This is a genomic window from Paenibacillus sp. SJS-P3 (genome assembly GCF_056711585.1).
Genome location: NZ_CM160043.1, coordinates 3,999,142 through 4,015,884 on the forward strand (window position 1 = coordinate 3,999,142; position 16,743 = coordinate 4,015,884).

Below are 16,743 nucleotides of genomic sequence, written 5' to 3' on the forward strand. Positions count from 1 at the left end.
AAAAAGCTGCCCCCAAGCTCATGCGCTTGGAGGCAGCTGCAAGACCGGCCCGGTCCGTTTAGAAATTAAAGGTAAAGTCCTCGTCGCGAAGCGGCTCCACGTTGAGGGTCCGCACATAGCCGTTGCCCTTCTTGGAGAAGAAGTCATGCTGCTTCGTGCGGGTGCTGATGCCGTTGAACACGATCGGATTGACATCCTCTTCCTCGAAGAGCGGCTCGAGGCCGAGGTTCATCATCGCTTTGTTGGCGTTGTAGCGGACAAACGTCTTGACCTCGTCCTGAAGTCCGATGCCGCTGTACAGCTCATCCGTGTACCGGTCCTCGTTCTCATGCAGCGTCGTCAGGAGAGTCCGCAGCTCCTGCAGCGTCTCTGCCTGCTCCTGCTCGCTGAGGGAGGCATGGACCTCCTGAGCCAGCACGCCGACGTAGAGGCCGTGGATGCTCTCGTCGCGCAGAATCAGATCGATGATCTCGCCGCTGCTCGTCATCTTGCCTTGACCGGCCAGATAGAGAGGATAGAAGAAGCCACTGTAGAACAGATAGCTCTCCAGCAGGACCGATGCCGACATAGCCATATACAGCGAGCGAGGCGAGTCGATGTTGCGGTAATATGCCGAGATGATCGAGGCTTTCTTCTGAAGCAAAGGATGCTTCTCCACCCATTTGAATACCGCATCGATCTCTTCCGTGGAAGCCAGCGTCGTGAAGATGCTGCTGTAGGACTTCGCATGGATCTGCTCCATCATGCCCATGAATCCGAGCACCGCCTTGCGCTGCAGGCCGTCGACATGCTCCACGAGGCTCGGCATGCCGACTCCTCCCTGAACGGTATCGAGCAGGGTGAGGCCTCCGAGCACCTTCATGTAGGTGTCTCTCTCCTGGTCGTTCAGGTACATCCAGCTCATCTTGTCGTCGGAGAGCGGGATCTCCTCGTCGGTCCAGAACTGCATGAGGTTCTGGCTCCAGAAGGTAGCGGTGTAGTCGTCGTCCGGACGGTTCCAGTTGACGGCGCGCAGCGGAGCGGAAGCGGCGGCTTCCGTGTTCAGGCTAGAGGCAGAAGGCGTATCCTGCGTAGCGAGATCGATCGGTTTCATGGGGTTTCCTCCTTGTATATCGCGGCTCGGCGGCCTTAAGTAACGAGAGCCGCATCAATGCGGCTCTCGGAGATGGTCATGGAAAGATCAAACGGCGCAGCTGACGCACTCTTCCACCCCAAGGCGGTTCGTGCGGGTATAGTAGAGCGACTTGAGCCCTTTGTGCGCCGCGTACAGGTAGTAGCGGGCGAGCTCGCGCGTCGTCACGCTGCTGTTGACGTGAAGCACGGCGGAGATGCCTTGGTCGATATGCTCCTGAATCTCCGCAATCAGATCGATGACCTTGAACTGATCCATCGCATAAGCGGATTTGTAATAGAAGAAATTATCCAGCGACAGGAACGGCATCGGGTAGTAGGTCGTCGAGTTCGCATAGGTGCGGGTCTCGATCGGCTCTACGATCGGCATGACGCTGGAAGTCGCATTCTGCACGTACGAGATGCTCTGCGTCGGCGCGATCGCCAGACGGTAAGCATGGTACAGGCCTTGGCGGGCTACCTTCTCCTTGAGCTCCGCCCAGTCTTCCGGCGACGGGATAGCCATTCCCTCGAACAGTTCCTTGACGCGAGCAGTTGTCGGACGGTAATCGGTAGCCAGGTACCGATCGAAGTAAGTGCCCTTCGCATATTCGGAACGATCGTAGTCGCGGAAGCGCTCGTTCTTCTCCGCGGCGATGTCGGAGCTCTTCTCGATGGAATAGAAATTCATCATCATGAAGAACGTGCGGACGAAATCTTTGGCTTCCGGGCTTTCGTAGGCGATCTTGTTCTTCGCCAGATAGCCGTGGAGGTTCATCGCGCCGAGGCCGACGGAGTGCATCTCTTCATTGGCCTTCACGACGCCCGGCGCATTGGATACGCGGGTCATGTCGCTGACGGAAGTCAGGCCGGCGATTCCCTCGTGGACCGTTTCGCGGATTTTGCGGTGCTGCATCACGTTGGCGATGTTCATCGAAGCCAGGTTGCAGCTGATGTCGCGGCGAATCGTGTCCGCTTCGCCGAAGTCGCCGATCTCGGACGTCTCCTGCAGCTGGTAGATCTCCGTGCACAGGTTGGACATCTTGATGGAGCCGATATCCTTCAGGGCATGGTTACGGTTCGCGTTGCTCTTGTTCATAATGTACGGATAGCCGGATTCCAGCTGGATCGTGGCGATCTTCACGAGCATGTCGCGGGCGCTCATGACCAGCTTCTTTTTGACGGCCGGGTTGGCCATCAGCTCGTCATACATCTCATCCATGTCCAGATCGTCGAGATGGGATCCGTAAGCCTTGAAGACGGAATACGGGGCGAAAGCATGCAGCGGCTTGTTCTCTTCGGCCAGCTTATAGAACTTGTTCGGCACGATCAGGCCGATCGACAGCGTCTTCAAGCGGGTTTTCTCGTCCGCGTTGATCTTCTTGCTGTCGAGGAATTCCATGATGTCCCATCCGAAGATGTTGTAGTAGGCCGCTCCCGAGCCTTTGCGCTGGCCCATCTGATCGGCATAGGAGAAGGCATCCTCCATCAGCTTGAGCACCGGCATGATGCCCTTCGCTGCGCCTTCCACGCCTTTGATCGGCTCGCCGCGCCCACGCAGCTTGGACAGGTTGACGGCGACGCCGCCGCCGATCTTCGACAGCTGCATGCAGGTCGAGAGGTTGTAGTTGATGGAGTTCAAGGAATCGTCCATCTCCAGCAGGAAGCAGCTGACCATCTCGCCGCGGCGGCTTTTGCCGGCGTTGAGGAAGGTCGGAGTCGCCGGCTGCAGGCGCTGCTCCATCATGGAAACCGCCAGCGACTTGGCCAGCTCCGCGTCGCCTCGGCCCAGATGCAGAGCCGTGACCGCTACCCGGTCCGGATAATGCTCCAGGAACTGCGAGCGGTCGTTGCTGCGCATCGCGTAGTCCGTGTAGAACTTGGAGGCCGCCATATAGGAAGGGAATTCGAACTCCAGGCTGTGCGCCAGCTCGAATACGGCAACCGCCTCTTCTTCCGTATAATGGTTGTACAGATTTTCGTAATAGTCGTTCGCGATCAGATAATCGATCTTGTCCTTATGGCTTGCGAAGGCTGGGCTCTTCGCTCGCGCTTCCTCCATGAATGCCGCCACGGCCTCGCGATCCTTCTCCAACTTGAAGAATCCGTCCGCTCCGCGCTTCATAATCTCGTTGTTCAGCTCAATATGCCTCAAGGGGCTGCACCTCCCGCATGAATTGTTCGACGTCCCGCGTCGTGCCCGAAAGCTCGAATTTGCAAATGACCGGCACCTCGTATTGCTCGGACAGCATATCCGCGCTGCCCGCGAAGTTGGGTCCCCAGTTGCGGTTGCCGCTGGCCGACACGCCTCGAAGGTAGGAACCGCTGCGCTGCAGGAACGCATCCACGGCAGGCGGCACCTGGCCGAAGCCGGTCGTATAGGTCACGAGGACGAACGGCTCCTCCAAGGTTGTGGAATCGTCGATTTTCACGGCCGGGAATCCCAGCTTGCTGACGAATCTCTTCACATTGCCGGTACGCGAGGCGTAAGCGATCAGCATGGCGGTTCACTCCTTCGAAAAAATGTATGGCAACTAGATGTTGTGTCCGGAACCGGAACGGGTACAGAGAGCCCGCTCTGCCGATTACTGTCGAAAAGACAATAAAAAGGACCTGCTTGGAGTTCGTTGCTCTTGCTGCCGCTCCATCAGGCTGTGTCCGGTTGGTATGGTCATGTTGTCTGATCCTGTCTGTGTCTGGCTGCGGGTGTTGCCTCCCGCAAGCAAATCGCTCGGCCCGGACTCCCGATCGGGGCGGCGGCGGAAACGCTGCCGATGGCCCTCTCCGCAGCATCGCCCGGGGTGGCCGGGCCGTCTCCGGAGTCTCCGGAAGAAGCATATATTGGGTCTTGACAGCTTGTCCGCTTCATGCTTCAAACTGCTATATGTAGGTCTAGGTGTTAAATTTAACACCATATATTGTGGCTGTCAAGCCGTTGACACGTATATACCCTTATGCCTGCAAGTTGAAAACACCATCCCGGAAATGGACTTATTCACAGCTGTTGATAAGAACCGAAAGAGCCCGGGGAGAGTCTCCCGGGCTCTTGTTCAGGTAATTATCCACAAGATTCTGCACGCTTAGACAGGAAGATCGGGCTTGTCGGACGCAGAATTTTTTTTGCTTTCTCCCCGCCATTTTCGAACTCGCGAGCTCTTGGCCACCCGGCTTGCCAGAAAGACGATGCCGAGAATGCCGAGAAAGATAAAATACGACAAAATCAGCACTCGAAGATCCGCATCGGGAAAAATCAGCGAAGAGCTGATGATGCCGAACATCCATATATGGGATAGGTTTCCGACGAGGGACGACCACAGATAGGGTCCGAATTTGACCGGGGCGACGGCAGACATGAACGAGATCAGGTTGTTCGGCATGACGGGAATCGTGCGAAGCAGGATGACGAGCCAGGCGCCGTATTGGTCCAGGCTGCCCTGCCACCGCTCGTAGCGGTCCATCCGCGCCTGAAAGCGCCGCTGGACCTTGCCGTAGAAGAAATAGCGGAACAGCAAGTACACGACGAGCGCGGAAACCGTGCCGGCGGCCCAGCTGGCCGCGAGTCCTCCTGCAATGCCCAGGATAGAGATATGCAGCATGATGATCGTGGCAAAGGGAAAGACGCCGAACAGCCCTTGGATAATAGCTAAAGGGATCGTCAGAAGCAGTATATACGGCCCATCCAGGCCGCTGGCCGTGACCAGGGCGTCTATCCACCCGTTCAATCGATCGAACATGCTCTCACCGCTTCTTTATCGAATTAAGGGGTCCTTTAATATAGTACTTAACATTTTACGTTATGACACGCGCAAAAACAAAGACATCCTTTGGAAACATGGCCGTCTGAAGGCCGTTTTCCATGGCATTCCATGATTGCGTTTCCATCCCTGGAGCGATGCCGACATCGGAAAGGGACGCGGAACTGCCGGGCCCGACATCTCCATTATAAGCGCAAATGGCTCAACCCCGCTCTGCAGCATTTCGTCAAGCCGCTTGAGGACTCGCCCTCCGGGATCAGGAGCTCTGGAAGACGAAGCGGTTCTTCGTTGACGCTACCCGTCGAGGCCGAGGAGATTCCCGGGTCGGAGAAGAAAAAAAGACAAGAACCGGGAAAGCTTCCGCATCCTTGTCTTTTTTCGATCTGTGCCCCGCCGCCAATTGGTGCGTGCCGGCGGTCGAATTCACCTCAAGTCCTTCAGGTTCCTCTCCATCGGAATTCCGGTTAACCGAGCGCCAGCTCCGCTTCGATATCCGTCTCCATATCCATCGGCTCGACCGTAGACTCGAACCGCTTCACGACCTGGCCGCCGCGGCCGATCAGAAACTTCGTGAAGTTCCACTTGATGGAGTCCCCGTCCATGAAATGCGGAAATTTCTCCTCGATGAGGGCGTTCAAAAGCTTGGCTGGCGGATGGGTCTCATCGAAGCCGTCGAACGGCTTGGCCGAAGTCAGGTACTGGAACAGCGGATGCACGTCCGCATCGCGGACATTCACCTTGTTGAACATCGGGAAAGATACCCCGTAGCGCAGCGTGCAGAAGGCTTGGACCTGCTCATTCGAGCCCGGCTCCTGGTCGGCGAACTGGTTGCACGGAAAACCGAGGATGACCAGCCCCTGATCCTTGTAGCGGTCGTACAGCCTCTGAAGATCCTGGTATTGGTATGTGAATCCGCATTCGCTGGCGGTATTCACGATCAGCAGCACCTTGCCCCGGTATTCTTCCAGCGAAACTTCCTTCCCCATCATGGATACGGCCGAATAATCGTACACACTCATCTTCTGTTTCCCCCAAGCTGCTGTATTCCCCCACATTCCCTTCCTATTTTCGACATGAACAGGGAAAACGGTGAGGATACGGATTATTCACTTCGCGGAAAAAGAACAAGCCGCCCAGCCATCCGGGCTCCGGAAGGCTGGGCGGCGCTGCATGTTTATCAAGGCTGGCTCAAAGCCGCTTCGGCTGCTGTCAGCGTGGCCAGATTCGTAACTTGGCCCTTTTGCTCGTCGGTCAAGTGGTCATAGGCAGCTCGTGCGATTTCAAGGTAGGTTATACCATTTAAAGAACATCCTTACAATCGATTTCTTTCGCTTGCGGAATCCGTTTTTCAAGTCTGCTTCGAGTCCTGTTTCATGCATGCATATCCCTCCTCCAACCGAATGCGCTAAAAAAACAAAAAGAGACCGCCCCAGTCATGTTCATGACTGTTAGGGCAGTCCCTGAGTTCATAAGAGAAAGGATCAGACCGGCACGGCCGGCTCCTGCATCGCGTCGATGCTGGATTTGTTGCGGCCGGATATAGCGAAGTAAAGAGCGGTCAGAGCAAGCGCGATCGCCGCGTAGATGCCCAGATAACCTATTTGCGAGTAGATGACCGATGAGTCGCCGCTGCCGATCGCCGCTCTGAGCCCGGTGATGCTGTGGGACATCGGCAGCCATGGATTCACGGCCTGCATCCATTCAGGCAGCAGTTCCTTGGGGAAGGTGCCCGCGCTCGAGGTGAGCTGCAGAATCATCAGCATGACGACCAGATAGCGGCCGACCTGATCGCCCCAGGTGACGAGAGCCTGAACGATGAGCGTAAAGGTAAGGCTGGCGGCAAAGACGAGGGCGACGAACAAAGGCTTATCCGCGATCGTCAGCTTGAGTCCGTACATCAGGATCAGCGTCGCCACGACCGATTGGCTGATGCTCATGAGCACATACACCGATGTGCGGCTCATGAAGCGTCCGAGCCTGCCCGCGCTCTCCTGGAACGAATGGCGCGATGAAATGACGGTCGTGAAGAACAGCGCTCCGACGAACAGCGCCATCGAGATGAAGTACGGGGCGATGCCGACGCCGTACAGCTCGATCTTGCGCGAGCCGTCTTCCTTGATTTGGACCGGATCGGCGAACATATCCACCGTCTGCTGCCCGTCCTTGATGTCGGAAGTTTTGTCGGCGCCTTCCTTCAGCTTGGTCTGCAGCTCTCCCGAGCCGTCGATCAGCTTGGTCGTGCCGTCCTTCAGCTCGCCTGCGCCATTCTCCAGCTTGACGGTTCCGTCCGCGACGGAACCGACGCCGCCGGCGAGCTGGCCGAGGCCGCCGGCGAGCTGCGAGGCGCCGCTGCTGAGATCCTTCGCTCCGCTCGCCAGCTTGGTTCCGCCGGATACGGCGTCGCCGAGCTTCGCATTGAACTGCTGCAGGCCCGTCTGCAGCTGGCCGGTGCCGGCTTGCAGCTGCTGCGCTCCGGCCAGCAGCTGCTTCTGCGCGGCGCTGAGCGAAGTGCTTCCTTCCAGCAGCTGCTGCTGGGCTCCATTCAGCGACTTGCCGCCGTCAAGCAGCTGCTGCTGGCTGGCAGCCAGCTGCTTGCCGCCGTCAAGCAGCTGCTGCTGGGCTGCGCTCAGCTGATTGCTTCCCTGCGCGAGCTGCTGTGTCGCGGCGAGCAGCTGCTTCACCTGCTCGTTGTCCGCAAGCTCGGGATTCGCCTTGACGAGCTGCTCCCAGCCTGCCGCGACCTGCTCGGCTCCGCCGGCCACCTTCGCGCCCGCTTCCTCAGCCGAGGCCAGCGAATCCGCCAGCTTGGCGCTTCCGTCCGCCGACTGCTGCAAGCCCTGCTGCAGCTTGGCGCTTCCGTCCGCCGATTGCTGCAGCCCTTGCTGCAGCTTGGCGCTTCCGTCCGCCGACTGCTGCAGCCCTGCGGCCAGCTTGTCGGTTCCCTGCTTGGCCGCGGAAGCTCCCTGCTCCAGCTGGCCTCCGGCCGCTTGCAGCTGGCTGAGGCCGCTTGCGAGGCTTCCGCTGCCGCTGACGAGCGACTGCGTGCCGTCCTTCAGCTTGCCGGCTCCCTGGCTGAGCGGATCCATGCCGCTTTGCAGCTTCTGCGCGCCTTCCGCAAGCTTGGCGAGATTGCTCTTGAGCTTCGCCACTCCGTCATCCACCTTGCCGGCTCCGTCCTTCAGCTCCCCGGCGCCGTTGCTGGCCTCCGAGAAGCCGTCCGATATTTCCTTGACCTGGTCGAACATGCTCTCGGTATAAGCCTTCGTAATGCCGGAGCTCAGATCCGCGCGAATGTCCTTCATCGCGCTGTTGCCGATCTGGCCGGCAATGAAGTTGTAATCGCCGTTCGGCTCGAATATAATCTCGGCCCGCTCCGGATTGTCGTTCATCAAGGTCGTCGCTTTCGCGGAAAAGTCCTTGGGAACCCGGATCGTCATATAATATTCGTTGTCTTTCATTCCTTGTTCCGCTTCTGCAGGACTTACGAACTGCCAGTTGAATTTCTCGTTTTTTTTCAGCTCGTCGATGAAATCATGTCCTGCGTCAAGCGTATTCCCCTTGTACACCGCTCCGGCGTCCTCGTTGACGACGGCAACGGGCAGCTTCTCCAGATGGCCGTATGGATCCCATGACGCCTTGATCAGAAATCCGCTGTACAAAATAGGAACAAACGCAACGGCAATGAACGAAATCGCAAGCATCGGCTTCTTGAACATGACCTTCAGGTCTTTGCCGACGACGTTCAAGGCTTTCATTGTATTTCTCACCCTATCTTTCGTTTATCATTTCAGTCAGCTTGCGCATGCTAACCAGCGAGGATCCGCTGGATCACTGTAGCTCTCTCCTTCAAGTTCTGACCAAAAATCAATTTCGGTCAGTTGGTCAAAAACTACTTTAACATGCTCTCGGGCATCTTGCAAGAGCTCCTCCGAAGTGCAAGCCCTGTCTCTTCAAGTAAAAAATGAAACGGCCGTTGCGATTCTCCGTATAGAAAAGTTATGATTGGTATCAAATGACCAAAATACATTTTTCGTTCCACGGTCAATGAAGGGATGGCTGAGGAACCCCGATATAAAGGAGCGATCTCTTTCATGTCCATCGATCGGAGGACGGAAGTCGTCAACGCTGCAGCCAAATCCTTTGCCATGTTCGGCTATAAAGCCACTACAATGGATCAGGTCGCCAAAATCGCGCGAGTGGGTAAAGGAACGATTTATACTTTTTTCGATAATAAAGAGCAGCTGTTCGAGGAAATTATGAACAACTTCATCAAAGAGATCCTCGCCGTGGCGGAGGCTGCCATCGATCCGGACAAGCCGTTCGCCGAAAATCTTCACCGCTGCCTGCTCGACGTGCTTACCTACCGCCGCGAGCATGAGCTCAGCGTCCGCCTCTCCTTGGAGATGAAGGAATTCGGAAGCGCGGCGGCCGGCTTCGGCATCCGCATGACCGAAGAAGCGCTGAACGGCTTTGTCAGCGGCGCCGTCCAGGACGCCATCATCAAAGGCGAGATCAAGCCCTGCGATCCCAAGCTTACCGCCTATGTGCTGATCAAACTGTTCATCACGCTCGTCAGCGACTGGCCGGCCGCAACGGGACAGCCGATGAAGGAAGAAGAAATCATGAAATTGTTCGAGCTCTACTTCCTGAACGGAGTTTCCGCGCAGGAATAGCCCTGGTCCTGCACCATAATCAACGCAAACAGCCGCCCGGCATCATCTCGCGATGACGCCGGGCGGCTGTTTTGGGCATGCCGGTTAAACCTTACTGGAAGAGGGAAGCATACTCGCCGTAGCCTTCCTGCTCCAGCTCCGACTTCGGAATGAAGCGCAGCGCAGCAGAATTAATGCAATAACGGAGACCGCCCTGATCCTTCGGACCGTCGTCGAAAACATGGCCCAGATGGGAGTCGGCGCGGAGGCTGCGGACTTCGGTGCGGACCATGAAATGGCTCGTGTCCGTTTTCTCGTTGACGCCCTGCTTGCTCAGCGGGCGGGTGAAGCTCGGCCAGCCGCAGTCGGAATCGAATTTATCGAGGGAGCTGAACAAAGGCTCTCCCGAAACGATATCGACGTAGATCCCTTCCTCCTTGTGATCCCAGAACTCGTTGCGGAACGGAGGCTCCGTACCGTTGTTCTGGGTCACCTCGTATTGCATCGGATTGAGCCGCGAGCGCAGATCGTCCTCGTTTTTCTTCATCGTCCAGTTTTCTTTGATGAAGGCGTCCCGGCCGGAGCCTTTGCGGTACATCTTGTAGCGGAACGGATGCGTCTTGTGGTAGTCCTGATGATAGTCTTCCGCATCGTAGAACGTTGCAGCGGGCTCGATCGTGACGACGATCGGACGGTCGAAGCGCCCGCTCTCCTCGAGGCTGCGCTTGGATTCCTCCGCAAGCTTGTGCTGCTCTTCGCTATGATAGAAGATGACCGGACGGTACGAGTCGCCGCGGTCCGCGAACTGGCCCATCGCATCCGTCGGATCGACCTGCTGCCAGTAGATGTCCAGAAGCTTGGCGTACGGGAACACATCGGCATCGAAAGTGATTTGAACGGCTTCCGTATGGCCGGTATCGCCCGCGCATACTTCATCGTAAGTCGGGTTTTCCTTATGTCCGCCTGTGTAGCCGGAGACTACCTTGATAATGCCCGGCTGCTCCTCGAACGGAGATACCATGCACCAGAAACAGCCTCCGGCGAATGTAGCTAGTTGCTCGTTTGCCATAACTAAATCCCTCCTGGGGTATCGTAATCGTCGCATTCAATCATGCTGCAAGGACTCTATTACGGGCCCTTTCTACTATTATAACGAAAGCATGCCCTTCAAGTCCAAGCCTCTACTCCCGCAGCGCATCCTGCAGCTTGGTCGACATGGACGAGCCGCCGCCGCCCATTCTTCTGCGCAGCCGCTGCATCTCCGCCCTGAGCCTGGCGACCTCAGCTTCGAGAGAAGCCTTCTCCTGCTCCAGCCCGGACAGGCGGTCCCTCAGCTGCCCGTTCTCTTCCGCCAGCCTGTTCATGCGTACTTCATCGCTCATCTAGCTCCATCCTTCCTCCCGGACCATCAGCTCCGGACTCCGCTCCCTCAAGATCGAGTCCATGAGCTCCGAGCTCTCTTCGCCGCCTGGGGAAAACCCCGAATCCGCTTCGAATGGCATCCTGCTGCCTGCAGCGGCCAGCTCCCGCCGAACATAGGCGGCCGCCAGCCGCAGCGAATGTCCCGCAGCCGGAATCCAGCCCGGCATCATCGCCGTAAAATCGTGAATCATTCCCGCGTAGCAGCGGTATTCAACCGCGACTCCATCCCGCCGCAGACGCTCGGCATACTGATGCCCCTGGTCGCGCAGCGGGTCCAGCTCCGCCGTGACGACGAGCGCCGGCGGCAAACCCTCCAGCGTATCCGCCAAGAGCGGAGATACGGCTGGCCGGCTTCGATTGTCCTTCGGGGCATAAGCGGACGCGAACTGCTGCAGCAGCCGCAGCGTCAGCAAATACTGCCTGCCGTTTTCCCGCAGCGAAGGCTGTGCCGCGCTGTCGGCGCCGCCTGTCAGATCGACCGCCGGGTACAGCAGCGCCTGGCAGGCGATGTCCGGCCCTCCGCGCTCTTTGGCCAGCAAAGCCGTCACAGCCGCGATATTGCCGCCAGCGCTCTCGCCGGCCACGGCTATCCGGCTGCCGTCTCCCCCGAAGCCGGACGCATGGATCGAGGCCCAATCCAAAACATCGTAAGCATCCTCCACTCCGGCCGGATACGGATGCTCCGGCGCCAGCCTGTACCCGACCGACAGCAGCACGCAGCCGCTCAGCACGCACCAGGCCCGATTGTATCGGTGCCGGGCGGTGTGGTCGCCAAGAGCGAAGCCTCCGCCATGGAAATACAAAACAACCGGGAGCTTGTCCGACTCGCCTGCGCTCTCGGGCCGATACAGGCGAACAGGAATCAGGCGGCCGTCATGGGCAGTTACGGCCATGTCCTTCCAGACTGCCTTGCCTTCCACCCGAAGGGCTGCGGCCGCATCCAATCCCTTCATGAACAGCCGCATGCGAGGGCGCATCCGCCGCAATGGCAGGCCCGTCATCCAAGATCCGGCATGGACAATGCCAAGCAGCAGCCTGAGCGGCAGCGAGCGGGGTCCAATCGGACGCTTCGCGGAATCAGCGCCCTCCCGTTCTCGGCTTGACACGCTGGATCATCTCCGTCTTCAGGCTCCATAGCGACTCGCTGAAAGCAACCGGATACGGCTCCGGATGCAGCTTGCGCAGATGAGGCTGGCGGAACAGCTTCAGCTGCTCGGCGTGATAAGCTCGAATCTCATCCAATGCGGGCAGTGCTCCCGTCAGCTGACCGTCCCGGAAGACTGCTTTCAGCAGCGGAACGGCTGCATAATCCTCCGCCTCTGCCGTCACATATGGGTGGGCCGGATCGACCAGCTTGAGCATCGCTCCTTCCGTCGGCGCCGAATCCCCGCGCAAAGTCATGAAGTCGGCTACAGCCATGCCGCTTCGGCGATCGATCAGGCGGTAAACGTCCTTCACGCCCGGATTGGACACTTTATCTAGGTTGCCTGAGATTTTGATCACCGGCTCGTAGCGGCCGTCCTTCTCTCTGGCGACGAGCTTGTATACGCCTCCTAGGGAGGGCTGATCCGCTGCCGTGATCAGCTGCGTGCCGACGCCCCATGTATCGATCCGCGAGCCTTGAGCCTTGAGATTCATGATGATATGCTCGTCCAGGTCGTTGGAAGCGACGATCTTCACATCGGGAAATCCGGCTTCGTCCAGCATCCGCCTGGCTTCCCTCGACAGCACCGCCAGATCGCCGCTGTCGAGCCGGATGCCCTGAAGCTCCTTGCCTTCCTTCCTCAGCTCTTCTCCCGTCCGGATGGCATTGGGGACGCCGCTCTTGAGCGTGTCGTACGTATCGACAAGCAGCGTGACTCCATCCGGGAGCGCCTTGGCGTAATTCATGAAGGCTTCCAGCTCGCTGTCGAATGCCTGTACCCAGGCATGGGCATGGGTTCCCTTTGCCGGAATGCCGAACATCATGCCGGCTCTCATGTTGCTTGTGGCATGGAAGCCGGCGATGTAAGCCGCCCTTGCTCCCCATACGGCCGCATCCATTTCCTGGGCGCGCCGGGTTCCGAATTCGAGCAGCGTATCGTCTCCCGCCGCCTGCTTGACCCGCGATGCCTTGGTCGCGATCAGCGTCTGGAAATTGGCCGCGTTCAGAAGAGCCGTCTCCACGAGCTGGGCTTCCATGATTCTCGCTTCGACCCGGATCAGCGGCTCTCCCGGAAATACGAGCGTTCCTTCCGGCACTGCTTCAAGCGTGCCCGTAAAACGGAAGGAGCGCAGCTCGTCCAGGAAATCCTCTTCGTATCCTTCCTCCTGGGTGCGGAGATAGTCCAGATCCTCTTCGCTGAAGGTCAGCTTGGAGATGTATTCGACAATGCGCTGCAATCCGGCAAAAACAGCAAATCCGTTGCCGAAGGGCAGCTTGCGGAAATACATCTCAAAGACGGCTTTGCGGTTATGCGTGCCTATCTTCCAGTGGGCATACATCATATTGACCTGGTATTTGTCGGTATGAAGCGTTAGATCCTCGCAGTTCATCGTTGACCTCCTAGATGGACAAGCTTCGCCAATGGCAAAGGCTGCGCCGCTTGAACGGCGCAGCCTTTGGCTCGGAATTTATTCAGCCGGTTTCAACAATCCGTTGTCATGCTCCGCAAGCAGGTCCCGATCCTGGATGACGGGCCGGTCGGAGCTGTGCAGCGCCCGGGATTCATCCAGCTCTCTCTTCAATCCTTTGATTTCCCTTTGGAGCCGGTATTGGCGGATGATTCCGAAAAGCCCCGTGCTCAGACCGCCCAGCAAAGCCGAGATCAGGATGACCAGGATAAGCGGCGCGCTCGTCGTCGCGAACATGAAGTTGACCCGCACCGGATCGACGTTGATGACGGCGAATATGGCAATGATCAAGGCAAAAACCAAGCCGGATATTAACAGACCTTGCGTTTTCATCGGAAATCACCTCAAGCCTTCTCTTCATTGGATATTGTTCCCTTTTACCCGGACGCCATGCCCGTTCAAACCCTTTTTTTCTTCGGCATCCACACTTCGATCAGGGAATACAGCTGTTCGATCGCAATCGGCTTGCTGATGTAATCCGAAGCCCCTGCGGCCAGGCATAGATCCCGGTCCTGCATCATCGCCTTCGCGGTAAGAGCGATGACGGGAATATCGCGGTACAGGGGATGCTCTCGTATCTGTCTCGTCGCTTCATAGCCATCCATGACCGGCATCATCATATCCATCAGGACGACGTCTATATCCTCTCGCTCGTCGAGAAGCTGAAGCGCCTCCTCGCCGTTGTTCGCTGTCAGCACCTCGGCCCCTTCGATCTCCAGGGCATTCGACAGGCTGTAGACATTGCGGATGTCGTCATCGACGAGCAGGATAAGCCGGCCTGCCAGAGCCGGATGGCTGCCGCTCCGGTCGGATGACGCGGCTGCCTGCTGCTTGGCGGCTGCGCTCCTTCCCCAAGACGGCTCCGAATCTCTCCGCTCCGGCGTCGTCTGGAATTGATGCGATTCAGCCTCAGCCGCATCCTTGCTTGCGCCGCCGGCATTCGTCAAGGAGGCCAACGACGGAACATATAAGGTGAACGTACTGCCCGCTCCCGGGCTGCTGTCGAGCGTGATGAGCCCGCGCAGCAATCCGGCAAGCTCGCGGGAAATCGATAGTCCGAGGCCAGTGCCTCCAAATTGGCGGCTCGTCGTGCCGTCGGCCTGCTGGAAGGCATCGAAGATGACTTCCTGCTTGGAAGGATCGATCCCGATTCCGGTGTCGCTGACCCGGAAGGAGATGATCTCCTCTCCGCCGGCTTGCGGAAGCAGCTTCCTGGCTTCTTCGGCGGGGACGAGCGCAATTTCCAGAGACACTCCTCCCTGAGGGGTGAACTTGAAGGCGTTGGAAAGAAGGTTTTTGAGAATTTGCCTCAGCTTCCTCTCATCCGTGTACAGCAGGGAAGGGACATCCTCGCCGCAGTTCATCTTGAAGTCAAGCTGATGTTTGTGGGCAATGCCGGAAAATCCGGAGAACATGCTCTCCGGCAGCTCCGACATGTTGATGGCATCCACTTGCAGATCCATTCGTCCGGCCTCGATCTTCGTCAGATCAAGAATGTCGTTGATCAGATCCAGCAGATCCACCCCGGCAGAATGGATGATGCTGGCGAATTCCTCTTCTTTCTCGGACAGATTCCCGGCTGGATTCTCGGCCAGCATTTCCGACAGGATCAGCATGCTGTTGAGCGGCGTCCGCAGCTCATGGGACATGTTGCCCAGAAATTCGCTTTTGTAGCGCGAAGTCAGCTCCAGCCGCTCGGAATACTGCTTCAGCTCCGACTGGATTTGGCTCAGCTCGTCGTTCTTGTCCTCCGACAGCACGAACTGCCGTCCAAGCTGCTCGTTGGAGACGGTCAGCTCCTCCTGCTGGGTCTGAAGCTCTTCCGTCTGAACCTGCAGCTCCTCCGTCATCGCCTGAGACTCGCGAAGCAGGCTCTGGATTTGACTTTGCGTGAACAGCCTGTTGAGGGCGCTGCCCAGCATATTGGCGGCTTTCTCTGCGAATGTTTCCAGATGATGCTCGAATGGCTTGAAGGAGGCCAGCTCGAGCACGCCCAGCGTCTTTCCTTCGAACAGGACCGGAATCAGCAGCAGATGAGTAGGCGGAGCGCTGCCCAGTCCGGAGGAGATCCGAATATACGTCTCCGGCACGGCGTAGCTTCGCTTGAGCTTTTCGGCAGCCGTGCGTCCGACAAGCCCTTCTCCGAAGCCGAAGGAAGCGGGCGACTTCTCCAGAGCCGATCCGCCGCCCGATACGGACGCGGCAAGCGTCAACTTGGCTCCAGCGTGCTGCGGATCGGAAATATACAGCGCCCCGTAAGGCGCCTTCAGAGCCTCCGCGATGTAGCGGACCACCATGTCGGCCGTCTCGTCCAGATGCTCCGCGCCTTGCAGGCGGGAGCCCAGTTCTACGCTGCAGCGCTGGATCCAGCTCTCTCCTTCGAGCTTCTTCAGCAGCTTGTTCGTCTCGGCAGCAAGATCGGCCACCTCATCCGAAGTCGAGATCGGCACCCGGATCGAGAGATCGGCTGCGCTCTGCTCGCTTTCTCCGGACATGCTCTCCAGGCAATCCGTCACATTTTGGATCGTGCGCACGATGGAGCGCGACAGCAGCCAGCCGATCAGAGCCGACAGAAGGATGGACAGTCCGAGCAGCGACAGCAGCGTCATTCGAAGCATGCTGTTTCCTTCCTCCAGATTGGCAAGCCGTTTGGCGGTAAGGGTTTTCTCCGTGCCGCGGAACCCCTCGAACATTCCCCTGAGCTTGTCCATGTCCTGCTGGCCTCGGTCAATGACATAAAACTCGCGGATCGCAGCCTCGTCACCGTTTTGCTTGGAATCGATGACAGGCATCGTTATGGCCAGCCACTCTTCAATGACCTTCCGGATCGATTCCAATGTTTTCATCTGAAGAGGGTCGTCCGATATAAGCTCCATAAGACTGTCATAATTGATTTGCCAGTCCGAAAACCCATTTCGGTATGGCACCAGATAATTATCCTCGCCGGTAACAATGAAGCCTCGCTGTCCGGTCTCCATGTCCAGCATGTTTTTTTCAATCTTGTTCGTTAGATTATGCACTTCGATATCATGGCTCGTAATGTAATTCGTTTCCTGCTGTACTTTTCCGAGCTGGGTGAAGACGACAAGAATCGAAACCGCCAGGCATACCAATATGACGGCATAACCGGCGATAATCTTGGATCTGATCGTAATTCTCCGCTTCGATTGGCTCGACAACTTTCTATCCCC

General features: G+C 57.8%; 13 protein-coding genes. 1 reads left to right on the forward strand and 12 read right to left on the reverse strand.

Annotated elements, in window-relative coordinates:
• Positions 1–58: 58 nt before the first annotated feature.
• From nrdF to AC06G8_RS18440, 6 genes are all read right to left on the reverse strand, one after another.
• Entirely contained in the window at positions 59–1,015 is a 957-nt protein-coding gene (gene nrdF / locus AC06G8_RS18415) for a class 1b ribonucleoside-diphosphate reductase subunit beta (protein ID WP_447665326.1), read from the reverse strand.
• Between the two features lie 165 nt (positions 1,016–1,180).
• Entirely contained in the window at positions 1,181–3,265 is a 2,085-nt protein-coding gene (nrdE, locus tag AC06G8_RS18420; RefSeq protein WP_447665303.1) for a class 1b ribonucleoside-diphosphate reductase subunit alpha, read from the reverse strand.
• Positions 3,252–3,611, reverse strand: a complete 360-nt coding sequence (gene nrdI / locus AC06G8_RS18425) for a class Ib ribonucleoside-diphosphate reductase assembly flavoprotein NrdI (protein ID WP_447665302.1) — start codon at positions 3,609–3,611, stop codon at positions 3,252–3,254. Before nrdI ends, nrdE begins: the two co-directional genes overlap by 14 nt.
• Positions 3,612–4,190: 579 nt before the next feature.
• A complete protein-coding gene (locus AC06G8_RS18430; protein WP_447665301.1) occupies positions 4,191–4,844 on the reverse strand; it encodes a TVP38/TMEM64 family protein in 654 nt (217 codons plus the stop codon).
• Between the two features lie 485 nt (positions 4,845–5,329).
• A complete protein-coding gene (locus AC06G8_RS18435; RefSeq protein WP_447665300.1) occupies positions 5,330–5,884 on the reverse strand; it encodes a glutathione peroxidase in 555 nt (184 codons plus the stop codon).
• 462 nt (positions 5,885–6,346) lie between these two features.
• Positions 6,347–8,620 (reverse strand): YhgE/Pip family protein, encoded by a 2,274-nt coding sequence (locus AC06G8_RS18440; RefSeq protein WP_480283514.1) that lies wholly within the window; start codon positions 8,618–8,620, stop codon positions 6,347–6,349.
• A gap of 336 nt (positions 8,621–8,956) precedes the next feature.
• Here AC06G8_RS18440 and AC06G8_RS18445 point away from each other — a divergent pair, with 336 nt between their 5' ends.
• The gene (locus AC06G8_RS18445) at positions 8,957–9,538 is read left to right on the forward strand and encodes a TetR/AcrR family transcriptional regulator (RefSeq protein WP_480283515.1); all 582 of its coding nucleotides are present in this window, start codon (positions 8,957–8,959) and stop codon (positions 9,536–9,538) included.
• A 91-nt stretch (positions 9,539–9,629) separates the two neighbouring features.
• On the opposite strand, the gene msrB is transcribed toward AC06G8_RS18445, so the two are convergent.
• The 6 genes from msrB to AC06G8_RS18475 all read right to left on the reverse strand — a co-directional run bounded on the left by msrB (position 9,630) and on the right by AC06G8_RS18475 (position 16,731).
• On the reverse strand, positions 9,630–10,586 hold the full coding sequence (gene msrB, locus AC06G8_RS18450) for a peptide-methionine (R)-S-oxide reductase MsrB (protein ID WP_447665297.1): 957 nt from the start codon (positions 10,584–10,586) through the stop codon (positions 9,630–9,632).
• Between the two features lie 112 nt (positions 10,587–10,698).
• Positions 10,699–10,899 (reverse strand): hypothetical protein, encoded by a 201-nt coding sequence (locus AC06G8_RS18455; protein ID WP_447665296.1) that lies wholly within the window; start codon positions 10,897–10,899, stop codon positions 10,699–10,701.
• Positions 10,900–12,045, reverse strand: a complete 1,146-nt coding sequence (locus AC06G8_RS18460; protein ID WP_480283516.1) for an alpha/beta hydrolase — start codon at positions 12,043–12,045, stop codon at positions 10,900–10,902. It lies immediately after the preceding gene.
• Complete coding sequence (locus AC06G8_RS18465; RefSeq protein WP_480283517.1) at positions 12,017–13,474, reverse strand: nicotinate phosphoribosyltransferase; 1,458 nt, start codon at positions 13,472–13,474, stop codon at positions 12,017–12,019. Before AC06G8_RS18465 ends, AC06G8_RS18460 begins: the two co-directional genes overlap by 29 nt.
• A 78-nt stretch (positions 13,475–13,552) precedes the next feature.
• Positions 13,553–13,885: a LapA family protein gene (locus AC06G8_RS18470; protein ID WP_480283518.1), complete on the reverse strand. Its 333-nt coding sequence runs from the start codon at positions 13,883–13,885 to the stop codon at positions 13,553–13,555.
• Positions 13,886–13,950: 65 nt separating this feature from the next.
• Positions 13,951–16,731, reverse strand: a complete 2,781-nt coding sequence (locus AC06G8_RS18475) for a CHASE3 domain-containing protein (RefSeq protein WP_480283519.1) — start codon at positions 16,729–16,731, stop codon at positions 13,951–13,953.
• Positions 16,732–16,743: the final 12 nt, after the last annotated feature.

What these genes read in the sequence shown, in the direction of transcription:
- nrdI (WP_447665302.1), bottom strand. Translation starts at nt 3,611, where the DNA reads ATGCTGATCGCTTACGCCTCGCGTACCGGCAATGTGAAGAGATTCGTC.
- AC06G8_RS18430 (WP_447665301.1), bottom strand. Translation starts at nt 4,844, where the DNA reads ATGTTCGATCGATTGAACGGGTGGATAGACGCCCTGGTCACGGCCAGC.
- AC06G8_RS18435 (WP_447665300.1), bottom strand. Translation starts at nt 5,884, where the DNA reads ATGAGTGTGTACGATTATTCGGCCGTATCCATGATGGGGAAGGAAGTT.
- AC06G8_RS18440 (WP_480283514.1), bottom strand. Translation starts at nt 8,620, where the DNA reads ATGAAAGCCTTGAACGTCGTCGGCAAAGACCTGAAGGTCATGTTCAAG.
- AC06G8_RS18445 (WP_480283515.1), top strand. Translation starts at nt 8,957, where the DNA reads ATGTCCATCGATCGGAGGACGGAAGTCGTCAACGCTGCAGCCAAATCC.
- msrB (WP_447665297.1), bottom strand. Translation starts at nt 10,586, where the DNA reads ATGGCAAACGAGCAACTAGCTACATTCGCCGGAGGCTGTTTCTGGTGC.
- AC06G8_RS18455 (WP_447665296.1), bottom strand. Translation starts at nt 10,899, where the DNA reads ATGAGCGATGAAGTACGCATGAACAGGCTGGCGGAAGAGAACGGGCAG.
- AC06G8_RS18465 (WP_480283517.1), bottom strand. Translation starts at nt 13,474, where the DNA reads ATGAACTGCGAGGATCTAACGCTTCATACCGACAAATACCAGGTCAAT.
- AC06G8_RS18470 (WP_480283518.1), bottom strand. Translation starts at nt 13,885, where the DNA reads ATGAAAACGCAAGGTCTGTTAATATCCGGCTTGGTTTTTGCCTTGATC.